The 16,240-nt window shown below is 29.9% G+C and carries 17 protein-coding genes; 13 read left to right on the forward strand and 4 right to left on the reverse strand.

Going from position 1 to position 16,240, the window contains the following annotated elements:
* Positions 1 to 154 precede the first annotated feature (154 nt).
* Both B5X81_RS08085 and B5X81_RS26990 read right to left on the reverse strand, forming a co-directional pair.
* The gene (locus B5X81_RS08085) at positions 155 to 1,624 is read right to left on the reverse strand and encodes a transposase (RefSeq protein ID WP_079490840.1); all 1,470 of its coding nucleotides are present in this window, start codon (positions 1,622 to 1,624) and stop codon (positions 155 to 157) included.
* A gap of 45 nt (positions 1,625 to 1,669) precedes the next feature.
* The gene (locus tag B5X81_RS26990; RefSeq protein WP_139380280.1) at positions 1,670 to 2,014 is read right to left on the reverse strand and encodes a hypothetical protein; all 345 of its coding nucleotides are present in this window, start codon (positions 2,012 to 2,014) and stop codon (positions 1,670 to 1,672) included.
* A gap of 45 nt (positions 2,015 to 2,059) precedes the next feature.
* Between B5X81_RS26990 and B5X81_RS27765 the strand changes: the two genes are divergently transcribed.
* Positions 2,060 to 2,260 carry a hypothetical protein gene (locus B5X81_RS27765; RefSeq protein WP_079490842.1) on the forward strand — a complete coding sequence of 67 codons (201 nt, stop codon included), beginning with the start codon at positions 2,060 to 2,062 and terminating at the stop codon, positions 2,258 to 2,260.
* Positions 2,261 to 2,293: 33 nt separating this feature from the next.
* Positions 2,294 to 2,473 carry a hypothetical protein gene (locus tag B5X81_RS27770; RefSeq protein WP_208985019.1) on the forward strand — a complete coding sequence of 60 codons (180 nt, stop codon included), beginning with the start codon at positions 2,294 to 2,296 and terminating at the stop codon, positions 2,471 to 2,473.
* Positions 2,474 to 2,703: 230 nt separating this feature from the next.
* On the opposite strand, the gene B5X81_RS27775 is transcribed toward B5X81_RS27770, so the two are convergent.
* Positions 2,704 to 4,179: an LVIVD repeat-containing protein gene (locus tag B5X81_RS27775; RefSeq protein WP_208985020.1), complete on the reverse strand. Its 1,476-nt coding sequence runs from the start codon at positions 4,177 to 4,179 to the stop codon at positions 2,704 to 2,706.
* Positions 4,180 to 4,529: 350 nt separating this feature from the next.
* On the opposite strand from B5X81_RS27775, the gene B5X81_RS28720 reads away from it, so the two are divergent.
* Entirely contained in the window at positions 4,530 to 4,730 is a 201-nt protein-coding gene (locus B5X81_RS28720) for an iron-containing alcohol dehydrogenase (protein ID WP_079490844.1), read from the forward strand.
* Positions 4,731 to 4,910: 180 nt separating this feature from the next.
* Here the strand turns inward: B5X81_RS28720 and B5X81_RS27320 are convergent, their stop codons facing one another.
* Positions 4,911 to 5,075 (reverse strand): hypothetical protein, encoded by a 165-nt coding sequence (locus B5X81_RS27320; protein WP_170917327.1) that lies wholly within the window; start codon positions 5,073 to 5,075, stop codon positions 4,911 to 4,913.
* Between the two features lie 460 nt (positions 5,076 to 5,535).
* Between B5X81_RS27320 and B5X81_RS08105 the strand changes: the two genes are divergently transcribed.
* The 10 genes from B5X81_RS08105 (at position 5,536) to B5X81_RS08150 (ending at position 16,237) form a co-directional block, all read left to right on the forward strand.
* Positions 5,536 to 6,663, forward strand: coding sequence for a hypothetical protein (locus B5X81_RS08105; protein WP_208985022.1), 1,128 nt, complete (start codon positions 5,536 to 5,538; stop codon positions 6,661 to 6,663).
* A gap of 267 nt (positions 6,664 to 6,930) precedes the next feature.
* Entirely contained in the window at positions 6,931 to 7,230 is a 300-nt protein-coding gene (locus B5X81_RS08110; RefSeq protein WP_079490848.1) for a PTS sugar transporter subunit IIB, read from the forward strand.
* 22 nt (positions 7,231 to 7,252) lie between these two features.
* A complete protein-coding gene (locus B5X81_RS08115) occupies positions 7,253 to 8,656 on the forward strand; it encodes a glycoside hydrolase family 1 protein (RefSeq protein WP_079490850.1) in 1,404 nt (467 codons plus the stop codon).
* Positions 8,657 to 8,660: 4 nt separating this feature from the next.
* Positions 8,661 to 9,323 carry a deoxyribose-phosphate aldolase gene (deoC, locus tag B5X81_RS08120; RefSeq protein WP_079490852.1) on the forward strand — a complete coding sequence of 221 codons (663 nt, stop codon included), beginning with the start codon at positions 8,661 to 8,663 and terminating at the stop codon, positions 9,321 to 9,323.
* Positions 9,316 to 10,611, forward strand: a complete 1,296-nt coding sequence (locus B5X81_RS08125; protein ID WP_079490854.1) for a PTS sugar transporter subunit IIC — start codon at positions 9,316 to 9,318, stop codon at positions 10,609 to 10,611. The genes deoC and B5X81_RS08125 overlap by 8 nt, the downstream gene beginning before the upstream one ends.
* 107 nt (positions 10,612 to 10,718) lie before the next feature.
* Complete coding sequence (locus B5X81_RS08130; protein WP_079490856.1) at positions 10,719 to 12,104, forward strand: glycoside hydrolase family 1 protein; 1,386 nt, start codon at positions 10,719 to 10,721, stop codon at positions 12,102 to 12,104.
* A gap of 28 nt (positions 12,105 to 12,132) precedes the next feature.
* Positions 12,133 to 12,786: a ribulose-phosphate 3-epimerase gene (gene rpe / locus B5X81_RS08135; protein WP_079490858.1), complete on the forward strand. Its 654-nt coding sequence runs from the start codon at positions 12,133 to 12,135 to the stop codon at positions 12,784 to 12,786.
* Positions 12,787 to 12,891: 105 nt separating this feature from the next.
* Positions 12,892 to 13,839 (forward strand): mannose-6-phosphate isomerase, class I, encoded by a 948-nt coding sequence (gene manA / locus B5X81_RS08140; protein WP_079490860.1) that lies wholly within the window; start codon positions 12,892 to 12,894, stop codon positions 13,837 to 13,839.
* Positions 13,840 to 13,973: 134 nt separating this feature from the next.
* Entirely contained in the window at positions 13,974 to 15,917 is a 1,944-nt protein-coding gene (locus tag B5X81_RS08145) for a BglG family transcription antiterminator (protein ID WP_139380281.1), read from the forward strand.
* A gap of 2 nt (positions 15,918 to 15,919) precedes the next feature.
* On the forward strand, positions 15,920 to 16,237 hold the full coding sequence (locus B5X81_RS08150) for a PTS lactose/cellobiose transporter subunit IIA (RefSeq protein WP_079490864.1): 318 nt from the start codon (positions 15,920 to 15,922) through the stop codon (positions 16,235 to 16,237).
* The last annotated feature ends 3 nt before the right edge of the window (positions 16,238 to 16,240 follow it).

The raw sequence follows: 16,240 nt of genomic DNA on the forward strand, positions 1-16,240 counted from the left end.
TAGTGGATTGTAAAATAAATTAAAGAGTTATCCACAACAAAGACTGAAAAAACATAGAAAAAAGCACAAAAAAGGACGCATTTATTAAGTCCCATAATTTTTTAATATAAAATAATGCGTAGCATAGTGAAAAAATATTAACTTGTGGATAGTGTTAAGAAGCTAATTTATAAAGCTTTCTGATACTTCTAAAATATTGTGGTTTATTTATTGCGTTAGCAACTATAACATTAATTAATTTAGTTATGGCTGTTAAAAATAAATTGGCTCTCATACTGGTTGTGTTTAAAGTTATAGGAAAAGCAATAGAGGAATTTTTCTTTAGCGAAGCTATAGTTCTTTCAATAGTTGTTCTAAGCTTATAAGTAGAATTCCACTCATCAGAATTTCTTTGAATGCCAGGATAAAGTCTAAAGTCTTTATCAGGATAAACATAATGCATTCTTCCAGCTTTGGAAGATGTACATGGATTTTCACAAGTATGATAGCATTTACCTTTTTTATCCCTACGGGCTTTAGGACATTTATACTTTAAACGAGGGCTTCTATTTTTTCCTCTACAAATTCCTTCAGGAATAAAAGGTTCTTTAGTAAGAAGACAAAGAGGAGCACCGGATACATCAAATTCTAAGTCAGAATTATCAACACGATTAGTATTGCGGGTGTTAATAGGGATAAAAACTTTTTCAAAACCATAATGTTTTAAAAGTGAAAAATTATTATAGCTATCAAACTCACTATCGCCAAGGAAACTAATAAATTTTTTATTAGGATTATGTTTAAAAAATTGGTCTATTACAGGCTTTAGAGAGGCATTATCAAAGGAAAATTTTTGTTCCTCTGGAGTATCAAAAACATCGTCTATAGAAGAATAAAAATCATCATCAAAAAAGTTAATGTGCATTGGTATTCCAAAACCATTAGTAAGAATACCAAATTTATAAAAATAACCAAAATGACCATTAACAAAATCTAATTTAATAGAAGAATTAGTCTCAGCTTGTTTAGGCATGTTTTTATATGCGGCAGCATAAGGATTGAAAATTTCATTATTAGTGATTTTAGCATAGGTTTTTTGCTTATTTATCTCAGAAGCCAAAGTTTTAGGATTATTTTCTTTAACCTTAGGTTTTAACCCAGATGTATCATAAATAAGTATTGAAGCTAAGCCTTTTAAAGGTGAATCGTCATCTAAAGATTCATCAAATTCATTACAAATATCTAAGACATAAGAGGTCATAGAATTAAATAAATCGCAAATATCTTTTTCATAATTAATTTTGAATCTACTAAAAAAGGAATCATCAGGGACTTTATTATTAAAACCACAAAACTCTCTGAGAACCTTTGAAAATTGAAGGAATAGGGTTAGTAAAGTAGTTGTAGGAATATTGAACATATGCATAAATAATAAAGCTGCAAGTATTGAAGAAAGATTATAGTCTCTATTCCTACCTAAACTAGAGTAATAATGGTTACGAAAAGCATCAGGTATAAAAGATTCAAGATTAAAATTATCTTTAATTAAATTTAGAAAAACCTCTGGTTTTTCATAAGAAAGTACTTTTAAAGATGAAAATTGTTCAAATAGATTTAGTTGCTTAAATTCTGATAAAGAAAACATGGTAACAACCTCCCTATGTTGGTATTTGGTTTTAGTGGTATATTACTAATATCGACATAGTGGAGGAAAATACAATGGCCTATCGGCCAGAAATATAGCAAAAAAGCCGATTGTAGAATTTAACAATCGACTAATGATAACTTCTTTTATAGGAGAACAAAATATTGAATCATCTATTTGTTTTTTTGCATTTGAACTTTCAATGTTGTAATTAGTATAAGAGGTAGATTCTTCTACACTGTATTTAACAATATATCCTATAGATATTGTTCCGCTTTTAGAAGTATGTCTAATAGCGTTAAAAATCAGATTAGAAAAAACCTGTTCAATTCGATTAAAATCGACTGTAACAATATAGCTTTCATTGGGGATATTCAATTGAAAATTCAAACCAGAGCTTTTAACATCTAATTTGAATTTATGATATATTAGTTTATGGTAAAAGAAACGCCAAATGATATTGGGCTATATGACTATGAGGAAGAAGATGAAAGAATAAATAATATTGAAAATGAGTATTGGGTTTTAAATAAAAAAGAGGGAATCTTTTTTCCCTATAAATATTTATTTAGTCAGTGGAGATTTTGTATATGGTGTGTGATATCTACTTTGTCAAGCATCTGTAGATATGGATGATTAACTTGGATTCCATTATATTTTGCTGAACAAATGGATATTAGAGTGAAAACAGTTATCTTTAGTTCATTGATACTACTACGGTCAACCGATAAATTATTTGGGAAGAATCGATCTCCAGCAGTAATCATTTTTGGGGCTTTGAGTGCTCTTATGGTTACAATAGCTATTTTAGTGAATGAACAGAATATTATACATAATAGACATAGGTAACAAGAATTAGTTATATAAATAGTATCTTGTATTTTAACAAAAAATTAAGTCTAAGGATTTTGATATTGAACTGTTGTCGAATTATTATTAATTAAGCCAGAAATTTTAGGACATGAATATAGTAAATATAAGTTCTGTTTTCTAGCTGCTTTATGGAAAAGCGGCAATTTTTAGGCTTTCAATTGTCTTGATGTAAAAGATTTTCTAAACCGTTTACATTTTTGAACTCTTTAGTCTAACAATGTAAAAATAACTAATCCAATAGGGGAATTTAAATTGCTACCATTAAATTCTCTTATACGTATTGGAGCTGTAGAATTTGTAATATCATAAATTTCTACAGTACTATCACCACTATTTGCTACATAAAGAATGTTATCTGTAATAGCTAATCCCGCAGGATTATTTAGATTACTTCCATTAAATTGACCTAAATGTATGGGAGTAACAGGATTTGCAATATCATAAATTTCTACAGTGTTATCAGTATTATTAGATACGTAAAGGGTATTATCTACAATAGCTAATCCTACAGGATTAATCAGATTACCTCCATTAAACTGACCTAAATGTGCCGGAGTAGTAGGATTTGTAATATCATAAATTTGTACAGTGTTATTACCGCTATTAGCCACATAGAGAGTAGTACCTGTAATAGCTAATTCTCTAGGTGAACTTAAATTACCTCCATTAAATTGTCCCAAATGTGAAGGAGTAGTAGGATTTGTAATATCGTAAATTTGTACAGTAGAATCGTTAACACTACTTACATAAAGGATGTTATCTGTAACTATTAATCCAAAAGGCTGATTTAGATTGCCTCCATTAAACTGTGATACATGTACTGGAGCTATAGGATTTGTAATATCAAAAATTTCTACAGTATCATTACCACTATTAGCTATATAAAGAATACTGTCTGTAATAGCTAAACCACCAGGAAAATTAAAAACACCTCCATTAAATTGTGCTGTCAGTACTGGAACTACAGGGTTTGTAATATCATAAATTTTTATTGTATTATCACCAATATTTGATATATAAAGAAATTCAGGTACTGTAGCGTAGATATCGGCAACAAATTGTAGACCTGCTGCATTGAATGAACCAGGCGGTTGAATAAGGTAATTAGTTGCTTCAAAAGATACAACGATTTTTAGTGTTTTTGAAGAAGGAACTGTAAAACGAGTAGAATACATGCGAATATCCTGCCAGTTAAAGGGTTTTGTTTCAGTTAATCCTACAGCAGGGTTATTTGGGTCTCCTGATATCCAGGTAATATCTCCCAATCCAGAGGGTTGAGGAGCTGTTTTCACAAAATTGCCTCCAATTTTTTCAAATAGTTCAATTTTTACTTTCATTGCATTATCGGCAACGGCATCTAGAAAAATACTAAATGATGCAGTTAATAAAGTGGAAGGTATTGTAAATTCTTTAGAAGCAATTGCAAAAGCTGATGTTTGGCCATCTGATGTCGGCTGATCCCAGATATAATCAGGGTTTTGAACGCCTCCAAAGGGTGAAAAATCTTCAGAACTACTGTCATTATCAAATTTTTCTATTGAAGACCAATTTGGAAGTCGTGGAACAAAGTCTGGATGATTTCCTATACCATTTGCTGCATTTATTGCAGCTTGATCCATGTCAATACCAAGAAATACAGTAGAAGTATTACTGATAAGCCTTTCAAAAGGAATAATCGACATAATTATAAGCCACCTTTATAAAATTTTATTGATGTTTCTTTTTATATTAACAAGTAGTCTCAAACTCAAAGATTAGCAAGGTTTGAGCTAGGCCTAGTACATTGTATTAATATATGTGTAAAATAGTGAATAGATAAGTAGTGTACAGCTCCTAAGTTTATTAAATGATCATAAAAATTTTAATAAGTGTCTTAATTATCATATTTATTTTTATTATTTGGCATGTTAATTTTCTACTGCTTACGAACCAAAAGAAGATAGAGTAAAATAAGTCAAAATACATAGTAGATGACCAGGAATTCTTTAGGGCATTCTGATAAAGATATAAAGAAATTTAAAAATATTCATGGATGGTATTACTGGGTTTTTCAATTTTGTATGGGTTTTTATATGCTGGTCTTGCCTTTAGCAATACAAAAACCACAGCTTGTCATTCTATATCTTATCCATTAACTATGAAGTATAATATTCCACATAAAATAGCGGTTAGTATGACATTAGGAGAAGTTATGAAATTAAACAAAATTATATACAGGATTTTCACATGCTAATATAAGCATTTAAGGTAAAGCGTGTTGAAAATATTAAAGAGTTTATAATTTTCATATATGAGAAAGCTAGTATTAAACATAGATTAAAGGATTATGGAGTAAAAAACTACAATAAAGACTCTACTAATTTATTAAAGAATAAATTAGTAGAGTCTTTATTGTCTTTTGTATAAAATTTTATTAAATATCGTAGTTTAATATTAACTCATCACTAAAAGGACCTTCACCCCAAAAATTCATAGGAAAAGCTTGAAATTGTAAATATGTTTTTATAATAGTTTTAGTAGAAGCATCCCTTTCTTCTTTTTTAGTTTTAGTAAAGTTTGCATTGTTTTTTTTCCACATGATATTTCCCTCCAATTAGATGATTTCATAAATTATCTGATTCTTTAAAACCTTCCCATAATTATTTGTTGATATGTATTATAGCAAGAGAGATATTAAAAGTCAATGGTATTTTCAGAAAATTTTGAAATATCAAACGTTTTCCTGGAATAAGTTGACAACAAGTTTTCAAGGTTTCCCAAAAATGGCCTTCCAAAATATTTTCAATTATATGAGCAAATTGCATAATTACCTTCTGTAAAACTATCTACTAAATATAGTTTGAAAAGCTCCAAAGGCATACCATATATATTATGCAATTTTGCCAAGTTAGAATTATGCAATTTCCTCACATAATAAATAGTATTTAAAAAAATTTAAATAAAGAAAGGTAAATCTATATATATCTAGAAATATATAATACGCTTTTTTTTAAAAAAGGAAAGAGATTGAAAGTATACTTAAGATGAGGGTGAGCAATTTGGGTGAAGTTAAAATAGTAGAAGTAAAGAAAAGATCTCATGAAAATCAATTTATTAAATTACCTTGGAAGATTTACAGAGATGACCCTTGCTGGGTACCTCCTTTAATTTCAGAATTTAGAAAAACAATAAGAGGGGAAAATAATATGCTTAGTAAAAGTGGACCATATTCTTTAGTTTTGGCGTATAAGGATAATATTCCTAGTGGAAGGATATGTGTAGGCATAAATAATCATTTGAACCATGAAAAGAATTATAAAGAAGGATATATTTCCCTTTTTGAATGTATACAGGATGATAAAGTTGCTAAGGAACTATTTAAATATGCTGAATCTTGGCTTAGAAAAAGAGGTATGGAAAAAATAATTGGTCCCCTTTCACTTCCAGGAGGAGATGATTATAGAGGACTACTTATTGATAATTTTACTGATCCGACACTTGTAATGAATACATATAATAAAAAGTATTATGAAAGATTCTTTATAGATTATGGATTTAAGAAATATTTAGACTGCTATGGATATAGATCTTATATTTCTAATGGAATGGACGAAAGGTATGAGAAGTATATACCCTATGCAATGAATAAATATGGTTTTAAAGTAGATAAATTAAATTTAAAGAATGTTGATAAAGAGATGATGGATGTAAAAAAAATAATTGAAGAAGCCATGCCTAAGGAGTGGTATGATTTCATTCCACCCAATGATGAAGAGATTCAAATGATTGCAAAGCAGCTTGTTCCTGTTGCTGATCCTGATCTTATCTATATTGCTAGAACTAATGAAGGAAGACCAATTGGATTTAATATTGCACTTCCGGATTATAATCAAGTCTTAAAGAAAATGAATGGTAGATTATTTCCCCTTGGGTTTTTAAAGTATTTATTTAATAAGGGGAAAATAAATAGGATGAGGTTTTTTGTGCTTTTTGTTATTCCAAAGTACAGAAAGAAAGGAGTCCCAGCGGCTATTTATAGTAATGTCTTTAAAGCTGCGGTAAAAAAAGGTTATGAATATGGAGAAGGATCAACTATATGGGAATACAATAATGAGATGATAAGGGATATAGAAAGATTTGGAGGAAAGAAATATAAAACCTATAGGATATATAAAAAGGAGATATAAAGGGCGTGGAGCCCTTTTTTAAATTGGTATATCTAGAGGTAATAATAGTGGAATCTTGGAATTATGGTAGAAGGGTCGGTTATCAAAGATAGGGTTATATAAATGAGGGTTAAAATAGTTATATCTCTAACAAGAAAATTTCCACTTCACCTTAAGTAATCGGAAATAATATGAATTAATTTTAAGCTTATTATGTAATACAATAAAATTGAAATTAGAAATATAAAGAAAATCATTTCTTAAATATAAAAAATAGGAGGTAATCATATGAACATTTTATTAGTTTGTTCTTCTGCAATGTCAACAAGCTTAATGGTAAGCAGAATGGAGAAAATTGCAAAGGCTGAAGGTAAGGAATATAAAATATGGGCTATTCCTGAAGGCGATATTCATGAACATATGGATGATGCAGATGTTATTTTATTAGCACCACAGGTAAGATTTCTAAAGAATAAAATACAGTCAAAATGTAAGGGAAAGCCAGTTGGTGTAATAGAAATAGTAGATTATGGCAGCTGCAATGGAGCTAATGTTTTAAAATTAGCAGAAGAAATGTGCAATAAATAGAATTTTACAGGAGGCTAAGAAAATGAGTGATATAAAATATAAGTTTCCCGATAGTTTTTGGTGGGGAGCAGCTATATCTGCTACTCAAGTAGAAGGAGCTGGAGACGTAGATGGTAGAACCCCCAGTGTTTTTGATCATTTTTTTAAAATAGATCCATGGAGATTTGAAGATATGGAACATGGCCCTGGAAAAGCAGTAGAATTTTATTATAGATATAAGGAAGATATAGCACTGGCTAAGAAAATTGGATTAAAAACATTCAGGTTTACAATTTCGTGGTCAAGACTTTTACCTAATGGAAAAGAAGGAGAGGTTAATCAAAAAGCAGTTAAATTCTACAACTCCCTTATAAATGAGTTGATTAAAAATGATATAGAACCCTTTATTGGGTTAATGTGCTTTGATCCCCCTCAATACTTGATGGATGGGGATAAGCTATGGGACAGAAAAGAAGTAATTGAGGAATATGCTTACTATGGTAAAACATGCTTTCAGCTATTTGGAGACAGGGTTAAGAAGTGGTTTACATCTGTAGAGGGAGCAGTACATATTGAATTAGGATATTTGATGTATTATCACCCTCCATTAGTAGTAAATTTTAAAAGATTTTTCCAAGGGGCTTTTAATTTTTTAGTTGGATCTGCTAAATGCATAGAAGAATATAAAAAATTAGGTCTGGATGGAGAAATTGGTACCATTACGGCTGTTTATACAGTATATCCCTATGGGAGCCATGAAAAGGATATAGAAGCAGCAAAAATAGCTGATTTGCTTAGAAATAAGTTTTTCTTGGATACCTTTATAAAGGGAACTATTCCCCATGAGATTTGGGAGTTTTGGGAAGAACACGGTTTAACACCAGAATATAACACACAAGAGTTAAAGATACTTAAAGAAAATACTATTCAGCTATTGGGCGTTAATTATTATGACCCATGTAGAGTTAGAGCTCCTTTGTACAGTCCAAATCCAAAAACCCATCTACTTCCTGAGCATTTTTATGAGGTATGCCATACCAATGGCGGTAGAAAGGCTTTTGGTAGAGAAATTTATGAAAAGGGGTTATTAGATGCTTTAAGATTGCTTAGGGATGAATATGGAAATATAAAATGCTATGTGTCGGAAAATGGAGTTAGAATGAAGGAAGAAGAACGCTTCATTGATGAAAAGGGAATTGTTCAAGATGATTATAGAATTGATTTTATCAAAAACCATTTAAAAATGATTTATCACGCAATTAAAGAAGGCTGTAATGTAAATGGATATCATCCATGGACCTTTATGGATAATTGGTCTTGGATTAGGTCAATGACTTATCGCTATGGCTTAATCAGAGTAGATAAGGATACTATGGAAAGAAAAATTAAAAAAAGTGGACTTTGGTATTCAGATGTAATTAAAAATAATGGATTTGACGGAGAGTGATATTGTGAAGTTAAGTAAAACTATTGATCATACATTGTTGAAGCCCTTTTCACAAAGGAATGATATATATAAGCTTTGTATGGAAGCAAAGGAATATGATTTTGCATCTGTATGTGTAAATCCCTGCTGGGTTGAATATGCAAAAAATCTTTTAGAGGGAACCAATGTTAAAATTTGTACAGTTATTGGTTTTCCACTTGGAGCAACCTTTAAGGAAGTAAAGGTGCAAGAAGCAAAGCTTGCAGCAGATAAAGGCTGTACAGAAGTAGATATGGTAATAAATATAGGAAAATTAAAGGATAAAGAATATGGATATGTTAAAGAAGAAATAAAGGAAATAGTAAAAGTCGTTAAAGGAAAAGCTGTAGTGAAGGTTATTATTGAAACCTGTTTATTGACCGATGAAGAAAAGATAAAGGCCTGTAAGTTAAGTGTAGAAGCTGGGGCTGCTTTTGTTAAAACTTCTACTGGGTTTTCTACAGGAGGAGCAACTATAGAGGATGTAAAGCTAATGAAGAAAGCTGTTAAGGACAATGCCTTGGTTAAAGCAAGTACGGGAATTAAAACCTATGGGCAGGTTAAAGAATTTATTAAGGTTGGTGCAGTTAGATTTGGAACTAGCAGTGGTATTAAAATATTACAAGAGAGGATGAATTTAGATGAATAATAAAGTAACAGAATTATTAGAAAATAAATTGATGCCCATAGCTGTTAAAATGAATCAAAATAGATATTTAGCATCAATAAGAGATGGTTTCTTAGTATCGGTACCCTTTATTATTTTTGGATCCATATGTGTAATTGTACCTAATTTACCCTATTTAAATAAAATTATAGGTGATAGTGGAGTAGAAAATATAGGAAGTTATTTAGGACATGCTTCTTTAATTACTATGAATCTTACGGCCCTAATTATAGCTTTTTCCATAGCCTATAATCTAGGACGAAGATATGAGGTTAACTCTTTATATGCTGGCTTCATTTCTCTGATGTCATTTTTCATGATTACACCCTTTTCCCTTACTGTAGAAGGAAAGGTTATCGATGGAATTATACCTATGCAGTATATGGGAGCACAGGGTATGTTTGTGGCAATGATAACTTCCATTTTAGCAACAGAAATATTTAGGTTCGTTATTAAAAAAGGCTGGACTATTAAGATGCCAAATGGAGTTCCAAAGGCAGTTACAGAATCATTTAGTTCACTGATTCCACTAATTATCACTTTAATTTCATTTTTTATAATAAAAATAGTGTTCCAGTATACAGGATGGGGAAACGCCCATGAATTTATATATAAAGTCCTACAAACACCTCTTATGGGACTAGGAAACAATTTGTTTTCTGTGTTAATAGCAACTACATTTATCCAGCTATTCTGGTTCTTTGGGTTACATGGTACAATTATTGTTTATTCGGTTATAGACCCTATTTGGATGTCATTATCACAACAAAATTTTGATGCTATTAATGCTGGTGGGGAAGCAGTAAACATAATAAATAAACAATTTATTGAAGTTTTTTATAATGGTTTAGGAGGACCAGGAGGAATTATTGCAGTTACCATTATACTTCTATTTATTGCTAAAAGTAAGCAATTAAAGCAATTAGGTAAATTGGCAGCCCCCGCAGATTTATTTAATGTTATGGAAACCGTTGTTTTTGGACTTCCAGTAGTAATGAATCCAATTGTATTAATTCCATTTATTTTATGTCCTTTAGTTACAAATATTATTACCTATTTTTCAATGAAATTGGGCTTAGTACCAATAGCCCATATAGCTATACCATGGACTGTACCTCCAATATTAAGTGGGATATTAGCAACTGAATCAATTGCTGGAGGCATATTACAGCTTATAAATATTGTTGTTGCTATTCTAATATGGCTGCCATTCGTACTTATACTAGATAAACAAAAGCTAGAACTGGAAAAAAAGCAAGAAAATAAATAACTGAAGGCAATTATGAAATTTGCTTAATTAATATTATAAATAAGAAATATTAAAGTATTCTAGATTCTAGAATACTTTATATTGTAATAAATGTGAGGTGTTTTAAAATGTTTTATGATTTTCCAAGGAGATTCTGGTGGGGAACAGCCTCTTCATCCTTGCAAACAGAAGGAAATAAAAATAAAAGGGGTAAATCTACTTGGGATATATGGTATGAAAAAGAACCCTTTAGATTTTATAATAATGTGGGTCCTAATAAATTATCTGATTTTTACAGTAATTTTAAAAAGGATATAGATATTATGAAGGAGTTATATTTAAATTCCTTTAGAACATCTATTTCATGGAGCAGACTAATACCGGGAGGAACAGGTGAAATAGATTCCGATGCAGCAGCATATTATCATGATTTAATTGATTATTTAATAGAAAAGGATATTGAACCGATTATTAATTTATTTCATTTCGATATGCCAATTGAGCTTGCAAATAAAGGAGGATGGGCAAATAAAGAGGTTGTTAATGCATATGTTAATTATGCCAAGACTGTATTTTCACTATATGGTGAAAAGGTGAATTATTTTATTACCTTTAATGAGCCTATTGTTCCTATAGAAATGTGTTATTTATATGGAGCCCATTATCCCTTTGAATTAAATTTTAAAAAGGGAATCGGAGCAGCTTATAATACTATTATTGCCCATTGCAGAGCAGTAGAAGAATATAGAAAATTAGATTTGCCAGGACAGATAGGTATTGTACTGAATTTAACGCCATCCTATCCTAGAAGCAGCCACCCTTCAGATGTTAATGCTGCCAAAACAGCAGACCTTTTATTTAATAGAAGTTTTTTAGATCCTGTTGTAAAAGGGCATTTTTCCAAGGATTTAATTGAATTTTTAAAGGAAAATAATTTATGTCCAAATGCAGAAAAGAAGGAATTAGAAACAGTTAAAAATAACAAAGTGGATTATTTAGGTGTAAACTATTATCAGCCAAGAAGAATTAAAGCAAAGGAGAATATTCCAAATCCCCAGGCACCAATAATGCCAGAAACATTTTTTGATTATTATACTGAAATGCCTGGTAGACGAATGAATACCTCTAGAGGCTGGGAGATATATCCTAAGGGAATTTATGATTTATCAATAGATATTAGAGATAATTATGGGAATATACCTTACTTTATATCAGAGAATGGCATGGGCATAGAAGGTGAAGAGAAACATAAGAATGAAGATGGTCAGATACAGGATGACTATAGAATAGAATTTATAAAGGAACATTTGATATGGATTCACAGGGCAAAAGAAGAAGGATGTAATGTATTTGGATACCATTTGTGGACTTTTATAGATAATTGGTCCTTTACAAATGCTTATAAAAATAGATATGGATATGTTTCTTTAGATTTAGAAACAAATAAAAGAACCGTTAAAAAAAGTGGTGAATGGATTAGGAAAACTATATTTAATAATGGGTTTGAAGGATAGTAAGTAGAATACAGAAAGGTGATTATAAATGGTAAAATTTTTTCCTTCTTTAATGTGTGCAGATATTAGCAACATAAGAGATGAAATTAGAGCATTAGAAGATGCTGATGTAGATGGATTTCACCTTGATTTAATGGATGGAAAGTTTGTTCCTAATTTTGCCTTGGGATTAGAAGATATAAAAGCGATTAGGAGATTAACAGATAAGCCTTTAGATTTACATTTAATGATTGATGAGCCTGAACAATATATTGATTTGTTTTGTGACATTAACATAGATATGATAAGTGTTCATTTTGAATCCTGTGTTCATATAGATAGAGTTATAAAAAAGATTAAAAACAAGGAAAAGAAGGCTGGAATTGCTATTAATCCTGGGACATCTATTGATAGCATTAAATATCTTTTATCAGAAGTTGATTTTATTTTAATAATGTCTGTAAATCCAGGATTTGCAGGGCAAAGCTTTATTGACTATGTTTTTGACAAAGTAAAGGATTTGAAAAAAATCATAGATAAAAAGAATCATAATGTAGAGATATATGCTGATGGAGCTCTGAGCTTAGAGAAAATTAGAATGCTTAAAAGTGAAAAAGTAAATGGCTTTGTTCTAGGAACATCGGTACTGTTTAATAAATCAAAGGATTATAGTGAAATAATAAATAATTTAAGGGCTTTATAGTTGATGTTTAGCTAGAATAACAATTCAATAAGGAAATTCTATAATATATAAATTATGGAATTTCCTTAAACCTCTATGTTAATATAAAAATAAGGAGAGGTAAATATGTCGGAATTAATTTTTTTTAAACCTATTCCTAAGGTAACTATATGGGGAGGAGAAAAATTAAAAAATTATTTTAATTATGGTTTTTTGCCATCATCTACTGGACAATGCTGGGTCTTTAGTGCACAGTCTAATGAAAGTAATGAAATAATTAACGGAGAATTTAAAGGTAAAACCCTATTGGACCTATGGGAAAATCATGGATATCTTTTTAATAAAAATAGTAAAATTAAGTTTCCCTTTATTGTCTCCCTTGTAGGAGCTGAAGATGATCTTAGCATACAAGTTCATCCCAATGATTTCTATGCAAAAAAGTACAATTATTTATCGGGAAAGAATGAAGCCTGGTATTTTATTGATACAGAGGAAAAAGCAGAAATTGTTTACGGTCACAAGGGGGAAAACAAAGATGAATTTATTGAATGTGTAAAAAATAAAAAGTGGAATAAACTTCTTTTTCACAAAAAAGTAAAGAAAGATGATTTTGTATATATCCCTGCAGGAGAATTACATGCTTTAAAGGGAGGAAATTTAGTTTATGAAATACAGCAAGCCAGTGATGTAACCTATAGGTTTTACGATTACGATAGAGTAAATAAACTAGGTGAGAAAAGAGAATTACATATAGATAAGGCCTTGGAATGTGTCAACATACCTTCTAAAAGAAATACTGATCCAAATATTAAGGAAAAGAAGTTTAAAAGTGGCAAAGAAACAATATATATATCAAATCAATATTTTTCTGTTAAAAAAATTGAAGCTTATGGTGAGTTGGAACTTAAATTTGATGAAAATTATTTGCTAGTGACAGTAATAGGTGGAGAAGGAAAAGTTAATGGATATAGAATAAAAACAGGAGATAATTTTTTGATACCCTATGGTGTTGAAAATTTAAAGATTAATGGTAATATGAAGTTAATGATGACCTATGAAGGCCTGTGTTGTTAAAAGTATTTACTATAGTGAAATAAATTGAAAGGTGATTTATAGATATTGAAAATCTTGAAGTATGGATTTGTTTAAAATCTATAAATCAAGTTCTAATATTGCTTCACTATAACAAGGGGAGAAAGCAAGTGGTTATGTCTAGTCGAGCTAAAGATATTTTTCAAGTATTATATAAAAGTAGTCAACCTAAGGATCAAAAGATTTTAGCCAACAAATTTGGTGTAACACCTAGAACCATAAGAAAGGATATAAATGATATAAACTCTTTATTATTACCTTATGATGGTGAGATAGTTTTGGTAAGAAACAAAGGCTATGTTATAAAATACAAGGATAGAAATATGATTGAAAAATTTTTTCAAGATAGTAATTGCTGTAATGGAGATATTGAATTCCCCAATAATACTGAAGATAGAGTGATATATATTATTAAAAAGCTTTTAGTGCAAAAAGATTATCTTATGATTGACGAGTTGGCAGAAGAATTATTTGTTAGTAAGTCAACTCTAAATAGTGATATTAAAAAGGTTAAAGAAAAATTGAAAAAATTCAATTTGATTATAAAGAGAAGAGCTAGTTATGGAATTAAAGTAGCCGGAGAAGAAAAGAATATTAGATCATGTATAGCAGAGCATTATATATATTCTAGGAATAATTCTAATACATTGAATGTAATAGAGGATGTAGAATATTTTAAGGATATTGATGTAAATAAAATTAAAAAAGTTATTCTTAAAAATATAGCCTATCATAATATAAGAATAGCGGAAGTCAATTTAAATAATTTAATACACCATATATGTATTACTATTAAAAGGATTAATAATGGATTTTCTATAGAAGAAGAATTTTTTACTGATATAGAAGTTAGTGAATTAGATAGAGAAGTAATAAATGATATTGTTGAGGATTTGTCCAATTCTTTAAGGGTAGAATTTTCTGAGGAGGAAATTGATTATCTCACATTACATATTTCTTCTAAAAAGTCTGGACAAGAATATGATAAGCAGAATGGTGCATTAGCTGTTGAAATTGTAAACAGCATGATAAAAACAATAAAAAAAACATATGGGTATGATTTTTCTAAGGATGAAGGGTTAATAAATGATTTGACCCAGCATATTAAACCCGCTATAAAAAGAATAAAGTACTCATTAAACTTAAGAAATCCTATGGTTAAAGAAATAAAAAGAATGTTTCCTTTAAGCTTCAATATGACAATTGAAGCCCTTGATGCAATTAAAGATAAAATAAAGGGCACATTCAATGATGAAGAATTATCCTTAATTGCCCTTCATTTACAAGCTGCCATGGAAAGGCAGGAAGAAGCAAAATATCAAAGGAAAAAAGTCTTATTGGTTTGTGGTTCTGGTATTGGGTCTGGTAGGGTATTAGAAACTAAGTTAAATAAAATTTTTGGTAAAAAATTAGATATAATGATGTCTATTTCTATGTTGGATTTTGATGTTGTAGATAAATTGGAATGTGACTTTATAGTATCGACAGTACCAGTAAAATCAAAGTATAAGCCTGTAATAGTAATAAAGGGCTTACCCACTAAAAAGGATATTCAAAAAATCAGTAGATTTATAAATGTTACAAAAAAAAGAAATAGATTTGGACTTGATGAAGTATTTAATAAAGAATTGTTTATGATATCAGAGGAAGCAGACACAAAGGATGAAATAATAAATATAGTAGCGAATAATCTAAAGGATAAAAAATATGCTGGGGATGATTTTTTGCCAAAGGTATATGAAAGAGAAAATGTTTCTTCCACAGCTTTAAGTGAAATGGTAGCCATTCCCCATCCCGTAAGGGCCTGTGCATTAAAAACAGGAATTGCTGTATGCATAAACAAAAAAGGTGTTTGTTGGGATGAAACAAAAAAAGTTCATATAATGTTAATGCTGGCAATAAAGCCAAAGGAATACAAATACATGGATGGTATATTTGATTTAATTGTAAAAATATTGGAGAATGACTGTATTACAATGAAGCTATTGAATTGTAAAAGCTATGAAGAATTTTTAAAAGAATTAAAGGATATTTATAGAAAAGATTTGGAGGATATATAGTTATGAATGAGCAAGCAATATTAAATTTAATTTCTTATAGTGGAAGTGCCAGAAGTAATGCCATAGAAGCTATGGAAAATGCTAAAAAGAATGATTTTGATAAAGCTAAAAAATTATTAGAGGAATCAGCAAAGGAATTACATTATGCCCATGAAAGTCAAACGGAATTAATAAGGGAAAACATAAAGGATCCTAAAAGCCAAATTACATTATTAATGGTTCATGCTCAAGATCATATGATGACATCCCAAACATTAATGGATCTAGCCAAGGAAATTATTGACCTTAGATATGATTTATATGAAATGAAGAAAAAGTAATTA

The organism is Maledivibacter halophilus (assembly GCF_900167445.1).
In the GTDB taxonomy this organism is placed as follows: Bacteria; Bacillota; Clostridia; order Peptostreptococcales; family Caminicellaceae; genus Maledivibacter; species Maledivibacter halophilus.